General features: G+C 62.2%; 21 protein-coding genes and 3 pseudogenes. 14 read left to right on the top strand and 10 right to left on the bottom strand.

Features of this window, described 5'->3' with window-relative positions:
- Nucleotides 1-2 precede the first annotated feature (2 nt).
- The 4 genes from HX613_RS05680 (at nt 3) to HX613_RS05665 (ending at nt 4,336) form a co-directional block, all read left to right on the top strand.
- Nucleotides 3-248: a hypothetical protein gene (locus tag HX613_RS05680; protein WP_235344438.1), complete on the top strand. Its 246-nt coding sequence runs from the start codon at nt 3-5 to the stop codon at nt 246-248.
- Nucleotides 214-552: a histone-like nucleoid-structuring protein Lsr2 gene (locus tag HX613_RS05675; RefSeq protein ID WP_235344437.1), complete on the top strand. Its 339-nt coding sequence runs from the start codon at nt 214-216 to the stop codon at nt 550-552. The genes HX613_RS05680 and HX613_RS05675 overlap by 35 nt, the downstream gene beginning before the upstream one ends.
- 551 nt (nt 553-1,103) lie before the next feature.
- Nucleotides 1,104-3,656, top strand: a complete 2,553-nt coding sequence (locus HX613_RS05670) for an ATP-dependent Clp protease ATP-binding subunit (RefSeq protein ID WP_235344436.1) — start codon at nt 1,104-1,106, stop codon at nt 3,654-3,656.
- Between the two features lie 95 nt (nt 3,657-3,751).
- On the top strand, nt 3,752-4,336 hold the full coding sequence (locus HX613_RS05665; RefSeq protein WP_235344435.1) for an amino-acid N-acetyltransferase: 585 nt from the start codon (nt 3,752-3,754) through the stop codon (nt 4,334-4,336).
- Between the two features lie 3 nt (nt 4,337-4,339).
- Here HX613_RS05665 and HX613_RS05660 read toward each other — a convergent pair whose 3' ends face one another.
- Together HX613_RS05660 and HX613_RS05655 are read right to left on the bottom strand one after the other, a co-directional pair.
- Nucleotides 4,340-5,281 (bottom strand): alpha/beta fold hydrolase, encoded by a 942-nt coding sequence (locus HX613_RS05660; RefSeq protein ID WP_235344434.1) that lies wholly within the window; start codon nt 5,279-5,281, stop codon nt 4,340-4,342.
- Between the two features lie 40 nt (nt 5,282-5,321).
- Complete coding sequence (locus HX613_RS05655; protein WP_235344433.1) at nt 5,322-6,356, bottom strand: A/G-specific adenine glycosylase; 1,035 nt, start codon at nt 6,354-6,356, stop codon at nt 5,322-5,324.
- Nucleotides 6,357-6,392: 36 nt separating this feature from the next.
- Between HX613_RS05655 and HX613_RS05650 the strand changes: the two genes are divergently transcribed.
- Nucleotides 6,393-7,169 (top strand): hypothetical protein, encoded by a 777-nt coding sequence (locus HX613_RS05650; RefSeq protein WP_235344432.1) that lies wholly within the window; start codon nt 6,393-6,395, stop codon nt 7,167-7,169.
- 27 nt (nt 7,170-7,196) lie between these two features.
- Here the strand turns inward: HX613_RS05650 and HX613_RS05645 are convergent, their stop codons facing one another.
- From HX613_RS05645 to map (HX613_RS05635), 3 genes are all read right to left on the bottom strand, one after another.
- Nucleotides 7,197-7,589, bottom strand: coding sequence for a VOC family protein (locus tag HX613_RS05645; protein ID WP_235344431.1), 393 nt, complete (start codon nt 7,587-7,589; stop codon nt 7,197-7,199).
- 42 nt (nt 7,590-7,631) lie between these two features.
- A complete protein-coding gene (gene radA, locus HX613_RS05640; RefSeq protein WP_235344430.1) occupies nt 7,632-8,984 on the bottom strand; it encodes a DNA repair protein RadA in 1,353 nt (450 codons plus the stop codon).
- A gap of 183 nt (nt 8,985-9,167) precedes the next feature.
- Nucleotides 9,168-9,935 carry a type I methionyl aminopeptidase gene (gene map, locus HX613_RS05635; protein ID WP_235344429.1) on the bottom strand — a complete coding sequence of 256 codons (768 nt, stop codon included), beginning with the start codon at nt 9,933-9,935 and terminating at the stop codon, nt 9,168-9,170.
- A 150-nt stretch (nt 9,936-10,085) separates the two neighbouring features.
- Between map (HX613_RS05635) and HX613_RS05630 the strand changes: the two genes are divergently transcribed.
- Nucleotides 10,086-10,322, top strand: coding sequence for a hypothetical protein (locus HX613_RS05630; RefSeq protein WP_235344428.1), 237 nt, complete (start codon nt 10,086-10,088; stop codon nt 10,320-10,322).
- Here the strand turns inward: HX613_RS05630 and HX613_RS05625 are convergent, their stop codons facing one another.
- The 4 genes from HX613_RS05625 to HX613_RS05610 form a co-directional block, all read right to left on the bottom strand.
- The gene (locus tag HX613_RS05625; protein WP_235344427.1) at nt 10,323-10,565 is read right to left on the bottom strand and encodes a PLD nuclease N-terminal domain-containing protein; all 243 of its coding nucleotides are present in this window, start codon (nt 10,563-10,565) and stop codon (nt 10,323-10,325) included.
- A gap of 32 nt (nt 10,566-10,597) precedes the next feature.
- The gene (gene amaB, locus HX613_RS05620) at nt 10,598-12,136 is read right to left on the bottom strand and encodes an L-piperidine-6-carboxylate dehydrogenase (protein WP_235344426.1); all 1,539 of its coding nucleotides are present in this window, start codon (nt 12,134-12,136) and stop codon (nt 10,598-10,600) included.
- An 84-nt stretch (nt 12,137-12,220) separates the two neighbouring features.
- Nucleotides 12,221-13,561, bottom strand: coding sequence for an NAD(P)/FAD-dependent oxidoreductase (locus HX613_RS05615; protein ID WP_235344425.1), 1,341 nt, complete (start codon nt 13,559-13,561; stop codon nt 12,221-12,223).
- A gap of 54 nt (nt 13,562-13,615) precedes the next feature.
- On the bottom strand, nt 13,616-13,756 hold the full coding sequence (locus HX613_RS05610) for a hypothetical protein (RefSeq protein ID WP_235344424.1): 141 nt from the start codon (nt 13,754-13,756) through the stop codon (nt 13,616-13,618).
- Between the two features lie 256 nt (nt 13,757-14,012).
- On the opposite strand from HX613_RS05610, the pseudogene HX613_RS22550 reads away from it, so the two are divergent.
- The 4 genes and pseudogenes from HX613_RS22550 to HX613_RS05580 all read left to right on the top strand — a co-directional run bounded on the left by HX613_RS22550 (nt 14,013) and on the right by HX613_RS05580 (nt 17,057).
- Nucleotides 14,013-15,163: pseudogene (locus HX613_RS22550) on the top strand (NAD(P)/FAD-dependent oxidoreductase).
- Between the two features lie 181 nt (nt 15,164-15,344).
- Nucleotides 15,345-15,670: pseudogene (locus tag HX613_RS05595) on the top strand (aldehyde dehydrogenase family protein); the annotation flags it as partial.
- A gap of 79 nt (nt 15,671-15,749) precedes the next feature.
- Nucleotides 15,750-16,805: an aldehyde dehydrogenase family protein gene (locus HX613_RS05585; protein ID WP_235344422.1), complete on the top strand. Its 1,056-nt coding sequence runs from the start codon at nt 15,750-15,752 to the stop codon at nt 16,803-16,805.
- 9 nt (nt 16,806-16,814) lie between these two features.
- Complete coding sequence (locus tag HX613_RS05580; RefSeq protein ID WP_235344421.1) at nt 16,815-17,057, top strand: hypothetical protein; 243 nt, start codon at nt 16,815-16,817, stop codon at nt 17,055-17,057.
- Here HX613_RS05580 and HX613_RS05575 read toward each other — a convergent pair whose 3' ends face one another.
- Nucleotides 17,058-17,252 carry a hypothetical protein gene (locus tag HX613_RS05575; RefSeq protein ID WP_235344420.1) on the bottom strand — a complete coding sequence of 65 codons (195 nt, stop codon included), beginning with the start codon at nt 17,250-17,252 and terminating at the stop codon, nt 17,058-17,060. It lies immediately after the preceding gene.
- 232 nt (nt 17,253-17,484) lie between these two features.
- On the opposite strand from HX613_RS05575, the pseudogene map (HX613_RS05570) reads away from it, so the two are divergent.
- The 4 genes and pseudogenes from map (HX613_RS05570) (at nt 17,485) to HX613_RS05555 (ending at nt 19,614) form a co-directional block, all read left to right on the top strand.
- A pseudogene (gene map, locus HX613_RS05570) lies at nt 17,485-18,215 on the top strand (type I methionyl aminopeptidase).
- A 183-nt stretch (nt 18,216-18,398) separates the two neighbouring features.
- Complete coding sequence (locus HX613_RS05565) at nt 18,399-18,857, top strand: ATPase domain-containing protein (protein ID WP_235344419.1); 459 nt, start codon at nt 18,399-18,401, stop codon at nt 18,855-18,857.
- Between the two features lie 21 nt (nt 18,858-18,878).
- Nucleotides 18,879-19,133 (top strand): hypothetical protein, encoded by a 255-nt coding sequence (locus HX613_RS05560; protein ID WP_235344418.1) that lies wholly within the window; start codon nt 18,879-18,881, stop codon nt 19,131-19,133.
- Between the two features lie 331 nt (nt 19,134-19,464).
- A complete protein-coding gene (locus HX613_RS05555) occupies nt 19,465-19,614 on the top strand; it encodes a hypothetical protein (RefSeq protein WP_235344417.1) in 150 nt (49 codons plus the stop codon).
- The last annotated feature ends 535 nt before the right edge of the window (nt 19,615-20,149 follow it).

Genomic DNA, 20,149 nt, shown 5'->3' with positions numbered 1-20,149 from the left:
ACATGATGGATCTGATGAAGGCACTATTGCCTTCGATCTGTGTTGGTTTGCTGTTCTGGTACGTGATGAGAAACATCCTGCGTGCAGATCGGACAGAACGAGAGCAGATCGATAAATTCTATTCAGAGCATGAGGTTAGCGAATTAGGCGATAATCATGAATCAGATGTTAAGATGATTGCGACAAATACTTCTGATTATGAAAAGAGTGAACATGGCAAGGGAGATGCGACTCGTTCTCACGGATGATTTCGATGGCTCGGAGGCGTCGGAAACCGTTCGCTTCAGCCTCGACCAAGGTACCTACGAACTCGAACTGTCGACAGAGAATGCCGAAAAGCTCCGTGAAACGTTCGCCCCGTTCATCGCCAAGGCTCGTCGGGTAGCCAACCCGGGTGGCCGCGGACGTCGCGCAGGGGCCGGCTCCACCGCGGGTCCGAAGCGCGACACTGCCAAGATCCGCGAATGGGCACAGGCAAACGGTTACCAGCTGGGCGATCGCGGACGCATTCCGCATGAAATCGTCCAGGCATACGAAGCTGCAGACAGCTGATCCCACTGAATCCAGTCACAGCCGATAACTGAAGCGTTATAGCGAATCGATTGATTGCGACTGATTCGATAATCGCTTCCTGAAGGACCAACGGTTGAACCGTTGGTCCTTCAGTGTTTTGCTGATGAGTTTCGCAAGCCGGGCTTCCGGAGTCGGCACCGGAATATCCACCCCGCGAATGACGTTGGAGTGGATGACGTCCCAGCGCCGTTGTCGAATATGACGGCTGACTGTAATCACGTTGTCACTTGATCGCCGACAGTAAAGTAAGACGATTTACTCAATTCCCACTCGCGGTAATCTATGTCCGCAGCAATTGATGGAGTATCTCGATTTCCCGTTGCGAAGTACGGAATCGACACACCTCAGAGACACGGAGAACCGGAGTCTGCGCAGGACGGGGCGGCAGTATGTCGTGCGGAAGAGCGACGAAGGGGCGAACACCGAATTTCGCCCACAGCCAAACGGTTTCGGCTGATGGCGAAACGTGCAATAGATCGTGGCCAATGGTCGTTAGGCTCTAAAGAATAACAAGACCGAGGAGGGTGAATATGTTCGAGCGGTTCACTGACCGAGCACGCCGAGTGGTAGTGCTTGCCCAGGAAGAAGCCAAACTACTCAAACATAACTACATCGGAACCGAGCACATCCTGCTCGGCCTGATCCACGAGGGTGAGGGCCTGGCAGCCAAAGCACTCGAGGGAATGGACATCTCCCTCGAGCAGGTGCGCGACCAAGTCCAGGAGATCATCGGACAGGGGCAGCAGGCACCGAGCGGGCACATCCCGTTCACCCCGCGTGCCAAGAAGGTCCTCGAGCTCAGCCTTCGTGAGGCGCTGCAGCTGGGACACAGCTACATCGGAACCGAGCACATCCTGCTCGGTCTGATCCGCGAGGGCGAAGGCGTTGCCGCACAGGTGCTCGTCAAGCTGGGTGCCGATCTGGGACGAGTCCGCCAGGAAGTCATCAAGCTTCTGTCGGGCTACCAGGGCAAGGAGCCCGTCTCCGCAGGTGGACGCGAGGAGGGAACACCATCCGGGTCGCTCGTCCTCGACCAGTTCGGAACGAACCTGACCGCAGCCGCGCGCGAAGGCAACCTCGATCCGGTCATCGGCCGGCACGAGCAGATGCAGCGCGTGATGCAGATCCTGTCGCGGCGGACCAAGAACAACCCTGTCCTCATCGGTGAACCCGGTGTCGGCAAGACCGCAGTGGTCGAAGGACTCGCCTTGGCGATCGTCAACGGCGAAGTTCCGGAGATTCTCGAGGACAAGCAGCTCTACACCTTGGACCTCGGTTCACTGGTGGCAGGCTCCCGCTACCGCGGTGACTTCGAAGAACGCCTGAAGAAGGTCCTCAAGGAAATCCGCACACGCGGCGACATCATCCTCTTCATCGACGAGATCCACACTCTGGTGGGTGCGGGTGCCGCTGAAGGTGCCATCGACGCTGCTTCGATTCTCAAGCCCATGCTGGCGCGAGGCGAGCTGCAGACGATCGGTGCGACAACTCTCGACGAGTACCGCAAGCACATCGAGAAGGACGCTGCTCTCGAACGTCGCTTCCAGCCGATTCAGGTTCCCGAACCATCGCTGGCGCATTCGATCGAGATCCTCAAGGGTCTTCGCGACAAGTACGAGGCGCACCACAAGGTCACTATCACGGAAGGTGCACTCTCGGCCGCCGTGAACATGTCGGATCGCTATGTCAACGACAGGTACCTGCCGGACAAGGCGATCGACCTCATCGACGAAGCAGGTGCCAAACTGCGCATCTCGCGTCTGTCGGTGCCGCAGGAGATCCGCGACCTGGAGGAGCAGATCCTCGAGGCCCGTCACCGCAAGGAAGCCGCCATCGACGCTCAGGACTTTGAGCTCGCGGCATCTGAGCGTGACGCAGAGATGAAACTGCAGCAGGACAAGGACGAACAGACCGAAGCCTGGCGCAAGAGCGGCAAGGACACTTCTGCAGTCGTCGACGCGGAGCTGATCGCCGAGGTGCTGGCGGCAGCCACCGGTATTCCGATCTTCAAGCTCACCGAGGAAGAGTCCTCGCGTCTGCTGCGGATGGAAGACGAGCTGCACAAGCGCATCATCGGGCAGAACGACGCGGTCAAGTCGATCTCCCGCGCCATCCGCCGGACACGTGCGGGTCTGAAGGATCCGAAGCGCCCCTCCGGCTCGTTCATCTTCGCGGGCCCCACCGGTGTCGGCAAGACCGAGTTGGCGAAGGCTCTGTCGGAGTTCCTGTTCGGTGATGAGGATTCGCTCATCAGCCTGGACATGTCGGAGTACTCGGAGAAGCACACCGTGTCCCGACTGTTCGGTTCTCCTCCCGGCTACGTGGGCTACGAAGAGGGCGGCCAGCTGACGGAGAAGGTCCGTCGCAAACCGTTCTCGGTGGTCCTCTTCGACGAGGTGGAGAAGGCTCACTCGGATATCTTCAACTCGCTGCTGCAGATCCTCGAAGATGGCCGTCTGACCGACTCGCAGGGTCGTGAGGTGGACTTCAAGAACACCATCATCATCATGACCACCAACCTTGGTACTCGAGACATCTCGAGTGGCCTGCAGCTGGGCTTCCAGGTTGAGGGCAACACGAACAACAACTACGAGCGCATGAAGCAGAAGGTCAACGAGGAGCTCAAGCAGCACTTCCGCCCCGAGTTCCTCAACCGTGTCGATGACACGATCGTCTTCCCTCAGCTGAACAAGGAAGAGATTCTGCAGATCGTCGATCAGTTCCTGGCACGTCTGGACGCCCGTCTGGCCGATCAGGGCATGAAGGTCGAGGTCAGCGATGCGGCCAAGAGTCTGTTGGCCGACCGTGGCTACGATCCGGTCTTGGGCGCTCGTCCGCTGCGTCGGACGATTCAGCTCGAGATCGAAGACCACCTGTCCGAGAAGATCCTGTTCAAGGAGATCGGCAGCGGTCAGACCATCAAGGTCGACGTCAAGGGAGAAGGCAAGGAAGCGGAATTCACGTTTGAAGGCGCGGAGACCGAGAGCATTGCCGCCAGCGATCCGGATGATTCCGGTTCCGGTGGAGAACTCGCTGGTGCCGGTTCGTCCGGTGGGAGCGGATCGGGAAGCTCCGCTTCCTGATCTCCTCCTAGTGCGCTGAAGAGGCCCGGGGACACAGCAGCAGCTGAGTCCCCGGGCTTTTTTCATGCTCGCAGCCGATGGTGTTGAATGAAGATATGACCTCCGCCCCAGTCGACTTCGACCATCACCAGGTCTCCGCAGACCACCACTTCAACCATTCCCTTCCCGGCGGGCTCTACCTGCGCAGGGCACGGACGAGCGACGTCAAAGGGATTGAGGCATTGGTCGCACCGCTGGCTGAAGAGCGCATCCTGCTGGCCAAGGACACCGTCACCTACTTCGAGACCCTGCAGGAATTCTGGCTGGTGGTGGACCCGCAGCCGGACGGAACCGAAGTGCTGGCCGGATGCGCGGCACTGCACATCATCTGGGCAGACCTTGCGGAGGCGCGCACCGTTGCCACCTCGCCGGTCTATCGGGGGCGTGGAGTGGGCAAGGCTCTCATCCGGCAGCTCCTGGCAGACGCCGTGGCGATCGGCGTCGACAGGGTCTTCTGCCTGACCTTCGAGACCGGATTCTTCGGTGCACTCGGATTCGAGCCGATCAAGGGCATCCCAGTCTCCCCAGAGGTCTACGTCGAACTCCTGCACTCCGCCGATGAAGGTGTGGCAGAGTTCCTGGACCTGGCCCGCGTCAAACCCAATACCCTGGGCAACGCCCGGATGATCAAGTTCCTGTGAGGATCACTGCTCCTCGACTTTCGAGATGAACTCTTCGACGATGGAGACCGTATCCTCGGGCGCATCTGAGAGCACAGCGTGACCGATCCCATCGAGGACGTGGACATCGATGCCAGGGGCATGGCGGCGAAGCGTGCGCAGTGCGCGACGGGGAACGAACTGGCTGCTGCCTGCGATGATGACCTCCAACGGGACCGTGATGCCCGCCCAATCGTCGTCTCGCAGCCTTCTCGGCAATGGGCTGCCCCGTTTGACGAAGTCCAGCGTCGAACTCAGTAGCAGATCCCTCATCGGTGGGGGCGGCAGCTCACCGTTCCTCACCCAGGCAAGGAAGTCCAGTGCTTCTTCTCGGCCGCCTCTCATCAGCCTGATCAGTCGAGCCCAAGCGCGCAGCGGTATCCCAGTGATCGCCCCCGGTGGATCGATAGCAGTGACAGTTGCCAGACGATCGGGGGCATGAAGGGCCTGATTGAGCGCCGCCCACGCCCCGTATGAATAGCCGATCAGGTGCAGCGATTCCAGGCCCAAGGCGTCGATGACCTCTTCAAGCCATTGCGCGACCAGCTCACCGTCGTTCATCGGGGCCAGTTGGACGCTGCGCCCAGCCTCCCAGACCGTGTCGATCGCAATGACAGGGTGCATCCTCGACCATGGTCCGATGAGCTTCGACCAGCCGGCAACGGTGCTGTTGCCGCCCTGAAGGAGAACCAGCGGCGTCGCGCTCGACTCACCGAGGGCAGACAGGCCAGAAGGGGAGATGCTGGAGCAGGCAGTCGTGCCGAAAGAGGTTTCTAATGACAAGTCGGTGCGCTCGGGCCACGACTCGAGTACGGCATTCAGCTGCTCCAAGAACCGTCCGCGCGCCTCTGCTGATCTGAATCGTCCCACCCCGTTGCGTTGATCGGCTGACGAAGCAGCCGAAGCGTCATTGCGTCGACCAGACATGTCCGAAGTCTAGCAACGCGGTCTGCTGTGTCCTCGGCGCTCACCCAGGAAGACGAAGCCTCTCACCGTCCTGAGCTGCCAGACCATCAGAGATCAGATCGCCGATGAGACGGGAGATCCGATCCGGATCTGCGCTGAGTTCCCGTACCTGCGCAAGCTTCGTCGACGTGTGCGTAGGGAGCGAGTCGAGCAACTCGGGATCCACCTCGGCGATGGATGCGGTGAAGAGATCAAAAGAGACGCAGCCGAAATGGGCGCCGTCGGAATGTTCGTGCGCGGACTTGAGCACATCCATAATGGCACCGCGCAGCTGACGGTCCGTGCCCGCCCACTTCTGTGTCTTCGGCTTCACCGCCGAGGCTGGCCTTCCCGCCTTCTGCCAGGCGCACATGTCGCTGAGCGGGCAGGTCTCGCACTGGGGGTTCCTGGCCGTGCACACGAGCGCCCCGAACTCCATGACCCCGGCGTTCCACTTCTCATGGTTCGTCTCAGGAACGAACTGGCTGGCCCATTCGGTCTCTGCGCGACCCGGTGAAGCTGAGGGACGATCGCGGCCGGCGAAGAGCCGGATGAGAACACGGCGCACATTTGTGTCGAGCACAGTGGTGCGCTCACCGTGGGCGAATGAGGCCACAGCCGCTGCGGTATAGGAACCGATGCCGGGGAGACGCTCGAGCTCCTGCGCAGTCTGCGGCACGTGACCGTCGAGGTCCTCGGCGATCACCCGTGCGGCTTCCTGGAGCCGCAATGCCCTCCGTGGGTAGCCGAGGCGGTCCCAACTGTGGAGCACTTCGGCGGTGGGTGCCTGTGCCAGATCTGCAGGCGTTGGCCACTTGTGCATCCATTCCCGCCAACGGGGCTCGACTCTGGAGACTGGAGTCTGCTGCGACATGATCTCGCTGACGAGGACGGCCCAGGCGCTGGTGTCTGCATCTCTCCAAGGCAGAGGGCGAGCAGCGGTTTCGAACCAGGTGATGATCGTCTCGCGCACGTGGTGGATGTCCGCGTTCGCGACTGCGGGGAACGGAGAGTCGCGGCGCGAAGATCTCGATTCGGCAGAGGTTCGGTGTGTCATTTGGATGCTCAATCGCTTCGGCCTAGGCTCAAAGCGATGACTCCTTCCAATCGTGGTTCGCAGCCGAAGAACGGCGCCAGGCAGCCCCGCCAGTCTAGCGGGAAGCTGCCAGCACACGTGTACCGTCGGCGGCGATACGCGCTGTTGGTGGCCAGCGTCGTGGTGGTCGCATTATTGGCGCTCGGAGTCGTCGGAATCGTCAAAGGACTGGGCAGGGGCAGCAGCGACGAACCTGCCGCCGAGGAGACTCCGTCGGCAAGCACGACGTCGGCAGCACCAGTCCCAGACGAGAAGGCCGCAAGTGGGAAGTGCCCCGAGGAGAAGGTCGGACTCAAAGCCAAGGTCGATAAGAAGACCTTCAAAGAAGAGGCCAAGCCCAAGTTCGAAATGGTGATCGAGAACAACCACACGGCCACATGCCTGATCGAGGTCGGCACCAAGGACCAGGAGTTCCTGGTCGAGAAGAACGGTGACGTCGTCTGGTCATCGCAGTTCTGCGCCGCCGATGAGGACGAGAACGCTGAAGTCTCGACCGAGTTCGCGCCCGAGTCTGAGAAGACTGCTCAGTTCGAATGGAACCGGGTGCAGGTCGACAAGAACTGCAATCGTACGAACAAGAATTTCGAGGCGGGAGATTACGAGCTCGTGGTGAAACTCGGCGACGAGAAGAGCAAACCGGCGAAGTTCAAACTGGAGAAGGACGCCGCCACCAAGGCCAAAGAGAAGAAAGAGGCCGAGGACAAGAAGTCGGAGGAAAAGGAGTCCGAGGCGCCCGACGAGAAGCCATCGGAAGAGAAGTCAACAGAGGAGTAGATCTCTGCTGAACCAGCCGGCTGTTGATCAGGCTCCGCGGTAGGACCCCACGCCCCAGGAATTGCCGTCATGGTCGCGGAAGTCGAATTCCCGACCGCCGTGAGGCTGCGTTGCCACGGGACGGACGATCGCATGGCCCATGTCGACGATCTCCTCGTAGAGTCGGTCGACCTCCCGTTCGGTGTCGACGACGACGTAGATAGAGTTCCCGCCGACGCTGTCCAGAGCCGAGCCGTCATTGCGGACGGAGCCGAACATGATTCCACCCGTCTCGCCCAGTGCGTATTCGGCGTGGACGACGATCTCGGAATCAGGCTCGTCCCTGACGATGAGCCTCTCGGTGAAACCGAGCGCGAGCAGCAGAGCGGTCGTGGCGGCCGCATCTGTGGTCCTCATTGCGGGAAAGACTGTCGTGGTCATACTTCCAGGATGCGCCATTTTCAGGCAGATGTCCCGGAATTTTTACCGATTGCCTCCCAAAAGCAACTCGACAGCCTCTGAAACGTGTTCACATTCCTTGACGCGCATCCCCTGGGGGGTGGAGACGTTGCGCAGCGCACCGTGGGCGACGATCGCATGGGTGATGCCCAGGCGTGACGCCTCATTGAGCCTCTGCCCCAGGTTGGGTACATTGCGAATCTCGCCCGAGAGGCTGATCTCACCGATAGCCACGAATTTTGCGGCCAGCGACTTTCCGATCGCTGCCGAGGCCAGTGAGAGGCAGATCGCCAGGTCGCTGGCCGGTTCTGCCAATTTCGCGCCCCCGACAGTTGCGGTGAAGACATCGGACTTGGCCAGACTGATGTTTCCGATCTTCTGGCTGAGCACGGCGAGCATCATCGCCACACGGGAGGAGTCCACGCCGGAGACAGACCGGCGGGACTGCCCGCCAGCGGACTCAGTGATCAGTGATTGAACTTCGACGAGAAGCGGACGTTTGCCTTCCTGCGTCACCGTCAGACAGGTCCCTGGAGGATTGCTGCCGCTGCGGGAGAGGAAGAGGCCGGATGGGTCCTCGAGGCTCTTGATGCCGTTCTCCTCCATGTCGAAGCAGCCGACATCGTCGGTCGGTCCGAACCGGTTCTTCACGGCTCGCAGAAGACGCAGTCGGGAGTGGCGTTCCCCTTCGAAGTTGCACACCACATCGACGAGGTGTTCGAGAAGCCGGGGGCCGGCTATTGTGCCGTCCTTCGTGATGTGGCCGACGAGCACGGTCGGCAGGGACCTGGCCTTCGCCTCCCGGATCAGGGCCGCGGCCACTTCTCTGACCTGGGTGACGCCGCCTGGGACCCCGTCGATCTCGGAGGAGGCGAGGGTCTGGATGGAGTCGACGATGAGCATTTCGGGATCTTCTGCCTCGATCATGCCCAGGACCGCGCCGAGGTCGGTCTCCGCCGCCAGCAGCAGGGAGTCCTCGAGGGCGTTGATGCGCTCGGCCCGCAGCCGCACCTGCCCAGCCGATTCCTCACCAGTGACGTAGAGAACCTTGGCCCCGAATTTCGCAATGCGCGACGCGACATCGAGCAGGAGCGTCGACTTGCCTACACCGGGCTCACCAGAGAGGAGAACGACGGCTCCGGGGACGATGCCACCGCCGAGGACGCGGTCGAATTCGCTGACGTAGGTGGTCTTCGCCTGGGCCAGTGTGGAGTCGATCTGATTGATCGACTTCGCACCGCTGGACTTCTTGACCTTCGTCTTGACCGAGGACTTGCCGGCGCCCTTTTCTTCGAGCGTGCCCCAGGCCTGGCATTCGGGGCAGCGGCCCAGCCACTTGACGGTCGAATAGCCGCATTCGGTGCAGGTGAAAGACATAGGACAATTTTGGCACGCCCTACTGACACGGATGGGATGTTGACGCAGAGGCCACGGCCGGGCCACAGGAGCCGGTCTCGGGTGCCGGCGCTGACTGCCCGTGAACGAGACGACCTTCCTATAGAGATCGGGCTCCCAACGATCGCTGTCGTTGGGAGCCCGATTGCAGTGTCCAGGTCGATATCAGTCCTGCGCGGTGAGGATCCTGGGCCCATCCTCGGTGATGGCGATCGTGTTCTCCGAATGCGCGCCGTTCGATCCGTCGGCCAAGCGCAGAGTCCAGCCATCCTTGTCGACGGAGAGCTTCTTGGAGGTGAACGACCACCATGGTTCGATCGCCAGTGTCAGGCCGGGCTTGAGCACCAGGCCGCGTCCGCCCTTGCCGCGGTTGGCCACGTGCGGATCCTCATGCATCGTGTGGCCCAGTCCGTGACCGCCGAAATCGAGGTTGACCGGAATGCGCTGCTCATCGGCGACATCGCCGATGGCCTTCGATATATCGCCGAGGCGGTTGCCCGGCTGTGCGGCGGAGATGCCGGCTTCGAGTCCCGACCAGGTTGAGTCGATGAGGCGCTGATCCTCCTCGCTGCCGTTCCCGACGATGACGGACCGTGCTGCATCGGCGACCCAGCCGTCGATGGACACGGCGAAGTCCAAGGTCAGAAGGTCGCCTTCCTTCATCACGTATTCATGGGGCTTGCCGTGGAGAACCCCGTCGTTGACCGAGAGGCAGATGACGTTTCGGAAGGGTCCCTCACCGAATGAAGGTGCATAGTCCCAATAGCAGGAGACGGCGCCGGCCTCTTCGATGAGCTTTCGTGCGCGCTTCTCCAGATGCATGATGTTCATGCCCGGTTCCGCGAGCTCAGACAATTCGGCCAGTGTCTTCGCGACGAATCGGCCGGTGACCGCCATCTTGTCGATCTCGGCGGGTGTCTTCAGCTCAATCACAGGTATTCTCCTTCAGTCGTCACGGGCTCAATCGCAACTTTAGTCGGTCTGCTCCCTTCCGTCTCGGTCGCCTTGCCTACCCGTGATCAAACAGACATCCGCGAACGAATTCCATTGCAAGGAATCTTGCTGGCAGGTAGGTTCGTCGCCATGAGAGATATCGTCTTCGCTGTCATCCTCGGCAATGCGTTCGGAATGTCAATGATGTCCGGAGCGCAGGCCTTCGATGAGGGCTCTGACTCGTGGATACTTCAGCTCATCGTCTTCCCGCTCGCCGCTGCGGCCGGAATCGTGTCGCTGCTCCTCAAGCAAAGAAAACGGGCGTCGGCCCAAGGCCGACACCCGAATTCCTACGACATTGATCAAGAGCCAGAACAGCCTCGCTGACTACTGCGCCGACTCCTCGGAATGCTTGCGCTGCGCCAAATTTTTGCGGCGATAGTCGAGCCAGACGAGCGATCCGAGAATCGGTATGACGATGATGAACACCGCCCACACTAACTTTGTGGGTCCATCGACTCTCGACCGAGCCAGCGTCACCAATGACCAAACAGCCAAACAGAGGAATACGAGGACGAGTGCAGACCAAGCCACGTCGTACCAGGCAGGCAGCAGAGGGTGCTCAACCATGTCAGCAGACTATCCCATCTGACAAGTGACCTTCACAGGAACTCCACCCCCTGGGCCAGCGGGAGCTCACCGGAGTAGTTGACCGTGTTCGTGGCCTGCCGCATGTAGGCCTTCCACGAGTCGGTGCCGGATTCGCGGCCGCCGCCGGTCTCCTTCTCGCCACCGAAGGCCCCACCGATCTCCGCACCCGAGGTGCCGATGTTGACGTTGGCGATGCCGCAGTCGGATCGGGACAAGAACTTCTCCGACTCGGCCAGCTCTGAGGTGAAGATCGCCGAGGACAGGCCCTGCGGCACCCCGTTGTGGATCTCGAGCGCCTCGTCGAGGTCGGAATACGTAACGACGTAGAGGATCGGTGCGAAGGTCTCCGACTCCATCACCGAGGTCTGGGCAGGCATCCGCACGACCGCCGGCTCCACATAGTGTGCGTCGGGTCGGTCCTCGTTCAGAACACGTTCGCCGCCGCAGAGTACTGTGCCGCCCTCGGACTCGGCCTGTTTCAGGGCCGCCTGCATCGCGTCGTAGGATCCTGCATTGACGAGCGGGCCTACCAGCACGCCATCCTCGGTGGGGGAGCCGATGCTCAAGGTCTTATAGGCGGCGACGATCTTGTCCACGAAGTCATCGGCAATCGATTCGTGGACGATGAGGCGACGCAGGGTAGTGCAGCGCTGCCCCGCGGTTCCCGCAGCTGCGAACACCACACCGCGCAGCGCCAGATCGATGTCCGCACTCGGAGCCACGATCGCACCATTGTTGCCGCCGAGCTCCAGGAGGACTCGACCGAAGCGCTCGGCCACAACCGGTCCGACCTCACGACCCATGCGCACCGACCCGGTGGCCGAGACCAGAGCAACGCGCTCATCGCGGACCATGGCATCGCCGATGTCCCGACCCCCGACAAGGACAGGGACGAGCCCCTCCGGCGCCCCCACCTCGGCGGCAGCACGGGCCAGCAGGGATTGAGCACCAAGAGCTGCGAGCACGGCGTTCTCCGAAGGCTTCCACACCACGGCATCGCCGGCGACCAGGGCCAGCGCAGTGTTCCAGGAGTAGACGGCCACGGGGAAGTTGAAGGCCGAGATGACTCCGACGACGCCGAGCGGATGCCAGGTCTCCATCAACCTGTGACCGGGACGTTCGCTGGGCATCGTCTTGCCCCACAGCTGCCTGGACTGGCCCAGGGCGTACTCGCAGATGTCGATCATCTCCTGCACTTCACCGGCGGCCTCGGACGGGGTCTTGCCCGCCTCGACCGTGATGATCTTCGCGAGATTCTCCTTGTGCTCGCCCAGCAGCTGCCCCCAGCGCTGCACCAACTGGCCGCGCACTGGTGCGGGAACATCACGCCAGGCAGCGAACGCCTCGGCGGCTGCCGCGATCTTGTCCCCCGCAGACTTCTTGGTGTCCGCGGCCAGGGTGCCCAGGCTCTGGCCGGTGATGGGGGAGCGGGCAGGCAGATTCGCCGGGGCACTGGTGCCGCCGCTGAGTACAGAGGTGTCGACTCCGCAGGCCTTGAGTCCGGAGGTGAGGAGGTCGGTGATGGTCTGGTCGGTGGGCAATGCGGTCATTGCAGTCCTTTCGCTGGTGCTCCTGATGAGCGGGAATCTGATGATGTGTTTGAGTCAAAGCCGAGGAGGGCGGGGGAAGGAACGTCAGACGATGTTGAGCTCCTTGCGCAGACCCGAGGTGGCGAAGCGCCGTTTATCCAGGCCGGAGACGTCGACGAAAGGCTGATGCCCGGTCATGAGGTCGGCGACGACCTCCCCGACTGCCGGACCCATGAGGAACCCGTGACCCGAGAACCCGCAGGCGTAGAAGAAGCCGGAGAGTTCCTCGGCCTCGCCGATGAGGGCATTGTGATCGGGAGTCATCTCATAGAGTCCCGCCCAGCCGCGCTTGACCTCGACATCACCCAAGGCCGGAGCCCGAGTTTCGATGAGCTCGGCCAGGGTGGGCAGCCAGTCCGGGTTGCGCTTGTCATCGAAGTCCCACACATCCGCCTCGTCCGGGCACCCGAAGAGCAGACCCGGGCCCTCCGGATGGACGTAGAAGCTCGTGGAGAAGTCGATGGTGAAGGGCATCCGCACCAGGTCGATGCCCAGCGCGGCCTCATCCACGGGTTCGCTGACCATGATCTCCCGACGCAGAGGCCTCACTGGCAGATCCACGCCGGCAGCCTCACCGATGAGACCGGACCAAGCGCCGGCGGCACAGACGACCTGCGCACACTCGATTCTGCCCTTGCTCGTCGTCACCGCGCTGACCCTGCGACCGCTGTTCGAACCGTCGCCGCCCACCGAACCGTCACCGCCGGCGGTTTCGAACCCCGTCACCTCGCACTTCTTGAGCACCTGCACACCCAGGTTCCGTGCGGCGTTGATGTACCCGGACACCACGGCCTCAGGAGTGCAGTGACCGTCTCCGGGATTGAAGGCGCCGCCAACGAGTCCCGCTGTATCGATGTACGGGGCCAACTCAGCCACCTCGGCGACGGTGAGCATCCGGGACTCCAGACCCATCCGCTGCTGGAGTTCGACGTTGGCGGCGAAGGTCTCAGCGTCCTCGGCGGAATCGAGGAGGAACAGGTACCCATTGCTCACCAGATCGATGTCGACGCCGAACTCGGCCTCGAAGCTGCGCAGCACCTCGAGGCTGCGTGTGGACAGGGCGATGTTGACCTCATCGGAGAATTGGCAACGCACCCCGCCTGCAGCCTTCGACGTCGAACCCGAACCAGGAGTGTCCCGCTCGACGAGAACGATGTCGTGGACGCCATGCTTGGCCAGGTGATAGGCGATGGATGCTCCCATGACGCCGGCGCCGATGATGACCACCTCGGCGCTCGCCGGGGCCATGCCAGTCGGTGATGTGCTCTCCAACTTCCACCTCTTTCGTCTCCTGCTGCGACGACCGTCCTTGGCCCTCGCGGCAACGGGGAGCGCCGACGTCGATGTCGGCGTATTGCGGTTCACTGCCCATGTGGTTCCAGTCACGTTTAAGGGCAAGGGCGAGTTCATGAAAACTGTTTTTAGGAAACCTGAAAACAGCTAGGCTGTGGCCATGGCATGGACTCTGGGCAGCTGCGCACCTTCGTCACGGTGGCCGAGCTCGGGGTCGGCGGCACGGCTCATCGACCGAGCCCGGACACCGTGGACGAAGGATGCGCAGCTGCCCAGAGCACATGCCATGGCCACAGCCTAGCTGTTTTCAGGTTCTCCTAAAAACAGTTTCATGAACTCGCCTTGCCCTTAAACGTGACTGGAACCACAATGGGCAGTGAACCGCAATACGCCGACATCGACGTCGGCGCTCCCCCGTTGCCGCGCAGGGCCCAACGGACGGTCGTCGCAGCAGGAGACGAAAGAGGTGGAAGTTGGAGAGCACATCACCGACTGGCATGGCCCCGGCGAGCGCCGAGGTGGTGTGTCATATCGGCGCCGCGTCATGGGAGCATCCATCGCCTATCACCTGGCCAAGCATGGCGTCCACGACATCGTTCTCGTCGAGCGGGACACTCCTGGTTCGGGTTCGACGTCGAAGGCTGCAGGCGGGGTGCGTTGCCAATTCTCCCGATGAGGTCAACATCGCCCTGTCCACACGCAGCCTCGAGGTGCTGCGCAGCTTCGAGGCCGAGTTCGGCGTCGACATCGATCTGGTGAGAATGGGTACCTGTCTCTCCTCGATTCCGCCGAGGACGCTGAGACCTTCGCCGCCAACGTCGAACTCCAGCAGCGGATGGGTCTGGAGTCCCGGATGCTCACCGTCGCCGAGGTGGCTGAGTTGGCCCCGTACATCGATACAGCGGGACTCGTTGGCGGCGCCTTCAATCCCGGAGACGGTCACTGCACTCCTGAGGCCGTGGTGTCCGGGTACATCAACGCCGCACGGAACCTGGGTGTGCAGGTCTCAAGAAGTGCGAGGTGACGGGGTTCGAAACCGCCGGCGGTGACGGTTCGGTGGGCGGCGACGGTTCGAACAGCGGTCGCAGGGTCAGCGCGGTGACGACGAGCAAGGGCAGAATCGAGTGTGCGCAGGTCGTCTGTGCCGCCGGCGCTTGGTCCGGTCTCATCGGTGAGGCTGCCGGCGTGGATCTGCCAGTGAGGCCTCTGCGTCGGGAGATCATGGTCAGCGAACCCGTGGATGAGGCCGCGGGGCATCGACCTGGTGCGGATGCCCTTCACCATCGACTTCTCCACGAGCTTCTACGTCCATCCGGAGGGCCGGGTCTGCTCTTGGTGCCCGGACGAGGCGGATGTGTGGGACTTCGATGACAAGCGCAACCCGGACTGGCTGCCCACCCTGCCGAGCTCATCGAAACTCGGGCTCCGGCCTTGGGTGATGTCGAGGTCAAGCGCGGCTGGGCGGGACTCTATGAGATGACTCCCGATCACAATGCCCTCATCGGCGAGGCCGAGGAACTCTCCGGCTTCTTCTACGCCTGCGGGTTCTCGGGTCACGGGTTCCTCATGGGTCCGGCAGTCGGGGGAGGTCGTCGCCGACCTCATGACCGGGCATCAGCCTTTCGTCGACGTCTCCGGCTGGATAAACGGCGCTTCGCCACCCTGGGTCTGCGCAAGGAGCTCAACATCGTCTGACGTTCCTTCCCCCGCCCTCCTCGGCTTTGACTCAAACACATCATCAGATTCCCGCTCATCAGGAGCACCAGCGAAAGGACTGCAATGACCGCATTGCCCACCGACCAGACCATCACCGACCTCCTCACCTCCGGACTCAAGGCCTGCGGAGTCGACACCTCTGTACTCAGCGGCGGCACCAGTGCCCGGCGAATCTGCCTGCCCGCTCCCCCATCACGGCCAGAGCCTGGGCACCCTGGCCGCGGACACCAAGAAGTCTGCGGGGGACAAGATCGCGGCAGCCGCCGAGGCGTTCGCTGCCTGGCGTGATGTTCCCGCACCAGTGCGCGGCCAGTTGGTGCAGCGCTGGGGGCAGCTGCTGGGCGAGCACAAGGAGAATCTCGCGAAGATCATCACGGTCGAGGCGGGCAAGACCCGTCCGAGGCCGCCGGTGAAGTGCAGGAGATGATCGACATCTGCGAGTACGCCCTGGGCCAGTCCAGGCAGCTGTGGGGCAAGACGATGCCCAGCGAACGTCCCGGTCACAGGTTGATGGAGACCTGGCATCCGCTCGGCGTCGTCGGGTCATCTCGGCCTTCAACTTCCCGTGGCCGTCTACTCCTGGAACACTGCGCTGGCCCTGGTCGCCGGCGATGCCGTGGTGTGGAAGCCTTCGGAGAACGCCGTGCTCGCAGCTCTTGGTGCTCAATCCCTGCTGGCCCGTGCTGCCGCCGAGGTGGGGGCGCCGGAGGGGCTCGTCCCTGTCCTTGTCGGGGGTCGGGACATCGGCGATGCCATGGTCCGCGATGAGCGCGTTGCTCTGGTCTCGGCCACCGGGTCGGTGCGCATGGGTCGTGAGGTCGGACCGGTTGTGGCCGAGCGCTTCGGTCGAGTCCTCCTGGAGCTCGGCGGCAACAATGGTGCGATCGTGGTCTCGAGTGCGGACATCGATCTGGCGCTGCGCGGTGTGGTGTTCGCAGCTGCGGGAACCGCGGGGCAGCGCTGCACTACCCTGCGTCGCCTCATCGTCCACGAATCGATTGCCGATGACTTCGTGGACAAGATCGTCGCCGCCTATAAGACCTTGAGCATCGGCTCCCCCACCGAGGATGGCGTGCTGGTAGGCCCGCTCGTCAATGCAGGATCCTACGACGCGATGCAGGCGGCCCTGAAACAGGCCGAGTCCGAGGGCGGCACAGTACTCTGCGGCGGCGAACGTGTTCTGAACGAGGACCGACCCGACGCACACTATGTGGAGCCGGCGGTCGTGCGGATGCCTGCCCAGACCTCGGTGATGGAGTCGGAGACCTTCGCACCGATCCTCTACGTCGTCGTTACGTATTCCGACCTCGACGAGGCGCTCGAGATCCACAACGGGGTGCCGCAGGGCCTGTCCTCGGCGATCTTCACCTCAGAGCTGGCCGAGTCGGAGAAGTTCTTGTCCCGATCCGACTGCGCATCGCCAACGTCAACATCGGCACCTCGGGTGCGGAGATCGGTGGGCCTTCGGTGGCGAGAAGAGAGACCGGCGGCGGCCGCGAATCCGGCACCGACTCGTGTGAAGGCCTACATGCGGCAGGCCACGAACACGGTCAACTACTCCGGTGAGCTCCCGCTGCCCAGGGGGTGGAGTTCCTGTGAAGGTCACTTGTCAGATGGATAGTCTGCTGACATGGTTGAGCACCCTCTGCTGCCTGCCTGGTACGACGTGGCTTGGTCTGCCACTCGTCCTCGTATTCCTCTGTTTGGCTGTTTGGTCATTGGTGACGCTGGCTCGGTCGAGAGTCGATGGACCCACAAAGTTAGTGTGGCGGTGTTCATCATCGTCATACCGATTCTCGGATCGCTCGTCTGGCTCGACTATCGCCGCAAAAATTTGGCGCAGCGCAAGCATTCCGAGGAGTCGGCGCAGTAGTCAGCGAGGCTGTTCTGGCTCTTGATCAATGTCGTAGGAATTCGGGTGTCGGCCTTGGGCCGACGCCCGTTTTCTTTGCTTGAGGAGCAGCGACACGATTCCGGCCGCCGCAGCGGCGAGCGGGAAGACGATGAGCTGAAGTATCCACGAGTCAGAGCCCTCATCGAAGGCCTGCGCTCCGGACATCATTGACATTCCGAACGCATTGCCGAGGATGACAGCGAAGACGATATCTTCTCATGGCGACGAAACCTACCTGCCAGCAAGATTCCTTGCAATGGAATTCGTTCGCGGATGTCTGTTTGATCACGGGTAGGCAAGGCGACCGAGACGGAAGGGAGCAGACCGACTAAAGTTGCGATTGAGCCCGTGACGACTGAAGGAGAATACCTGTGATGAGCTGAAGACACCCGCCGAGATCGACAAGATGGCGGTCACCGGCCGATTCGTCGCGAAGACACTGGCCGAATTGTCTGAGCTCGCGGAACCGGGCATGAACATCATGCATCTGGAGAAGCGCGCACGAAAGCTCATCGAAGAGGCCGGCGCCGTCTCCTGCTATTGGGACTATGCACCTTCATTCGGTGAGGGACCCTTCCGAAACGTCATCTGCCTCTCGGTCAACGACGGGGTTCTCCACGGCAAGCCCCATGAATACGTGATGAAGGAAGGCGACCTTCTGACCTTGGACTTCGCCGTGTCCATCGACGGCTGGGTCGCCGATGCAGCACGGTCCGTCATCGTCGGGAACGGCAGCGAGGAGGATCAGCGCCTCATCGACTCAACCTGGTCGGGCCAGAAGCCGGCATCTCCGCCGCACAGCGCGGCAACCGCCTCGGCGATATTCGAAGGCCATCGGCGATGTCGCCGATGAGCAGCGCATTCCGGTCAACCTCGATTTCGGCGGTCACGGACTGGGCCACACGATGCATGAGGATCCGCACGTGGCCAACCGCGGCAAGGGCGGACGCGGCCTGGTGCTCAAGCCCGGCCTGACACTGGCGATCGAACCATGGTGGTCGTTCACCTCCAAGAAGCTCTCCGTCGACAAGGATTGGCTGGACTCTGCGCTTGGCCGACGGATCGAACGGCGCGCATTCGGAGAACACGATCGCCATCACCGAGGATGGGCCCAGGATCCTCACCGCGCAGGACTGATATCGACCTGGACACTGCAATCGGGCTCCCAACGACAGCGATCGTTGGGAGCCCGATCTCTATAGGAAGGTCGTCTCGTTCACGGGCAGTCAGCGCCGGCACCCGAGACCGGCTCCTGTGGCCCGGCCGTGGCCTCTGCGTCAACATCCCATCCGTGTCAGTAGGGCGTGCCAAAATTGTCCTATGTCTTTCACCTGCACCGAATGCGGCTATTCGACCGTCAAGTGGCTGGGCCGCTGCCCCGAATGCCAGGCCTGGGCACGCTCGAAGAAAAGGGCGCCGGCAAGTCCTCGGTCAAGACGAAGGTCAAGAAGTCCAGCGTGTGCGAAGTCGATCAATCAGATCGACTCCACACTGGCCCAGGCGAAGACCACCTACGTCAGCGAATTCGACCGCGTCCTCGGCGGTGGCATCGTCCCCGGAGCCGTCGTTCTCCTCTCTGGTGAGCCCGGTGTAGGCAAGTCGACGCTCCTGCTCGATGTCGCGTCGTCGCGCATTGCGAAATTCGGGGCCAAGGTTCTCTACGTCACTGGTGAGGAATCGGCTGGGCAGTGCGGCTGCGGGCCGAGCGCATCAACGCCCTCGAGGACTCCCTGCTGCTGGCGGCGGAGACCGACCTCGGCGCGTCCTGGCGGTGCATGATCGAGCAGAGAAGATCCCGAAATGCTCATCGTCGACTCCATCCAGACCCTCGCCTCCTCCGAGATCGACGGGGTCCCAGGCGGCGTCACCCAGGTCAGAGAAGTGGCCGCGGCCCTGATCCGGGAGGCGAAGGCCAGGTCCCTGCCGACCGTGCTCGTCGGCCACATCACGAAGGACGGCACAATAGCCGGCCCCCGGCTTCTCGAACACCTCGTCGATGTGGTGTGCAACTTCGAAGGGGAACCACCTCCCGACTGCGTCTTCTGCGAGCCGTGAAGAACCGGTTCGGACCGACGACGATGTCGGCTGCTTCGACATGGAGGAGAAACGGCATCAAGAGCCTCGAGAGACCCATCCGGCCTCTTCCTCTCCCGCAGCGGCAGCAATCCTCCAGGGACCTGTCTGACGGTGACGCAGGAAGGCAAACGTCCGCTTCTCGTCGAAGTTCAATCACTGATCACTGAGCCGCTGGCGGGCAGTCCCGCCGGTCTGTCTCCGGCGTGGACTCCTCCCGTGTGGCGATGATGCTCGCCGGCTCAGCCAGAAGATCGGAAACATCAGTCTGGCCAAGTCCGATGTCTTCACCGCAACTGTCGGGGGCGCGAAATTGGCAGAACCGGCCAGCGACCTGGCGATCGCCTCACTGGCCTCGGCAGCGATCGGAAAGTCGCTGGCCGCAAAATTCGTGGCTATCGGTGAGATCAGCCTCTCGGGCGAGATTCGCATGTACCCAACCTGGGGCAGAGAGGCTCAATGAGGCGTCACGCCTGGGCATCACCCATGCGATCGTCCCCACGGTGCGCTGCGCAACGTCTCCACCCCCCAGGGATGCGCGTCAAGGAATGTGAACACGTTTCAGAGGCTGTCGAGTTGCTTTTGGGAGGCAAATCGGTAAAAATTCCGGGACATCTGCCTGAAAATGGCGCATCCTGGAAGTATGACCACGACAGTCTTTCCCGCAATGAGGGACCACAGATGCGGCCGCCACGACCGCTCTGCTGCTCGCGCTCGGTTTCACCGAGAGGCTCATCGTCAGGGACGAGCCTGATTCCGAGATCGTTCGTCCACGCGAATACGCACTGGGCGAGACGGGTGGAATCATGTTCGGCTCCGTCCGCAATGACGGCTCGGCTCTGGACAGCGTCGGCGGGGAACCTCTATCTACGTCGTCGTCGACACCGAACGGGAGGTCGACCGACTCTACGAGGAGATCGTCGACATGGGCCATGCGATCGTCCGTTCCCGTGGCAACGCAGCCTCACGGCGGTCGGGAATTCGACTTCCGCGACCAT

Source organism: Brevibacterium sp. UCMA 11754 (genome assembly GCF_021532275.1).
GTDB lineage: Bacteria > Actinomycetota > Actinomycetes > Actinomycetales > Brevibacteriaceae > Brevibacterium.
This window is presented reverse-complemented; position numbering and strand designations above follow the sequence as displayed.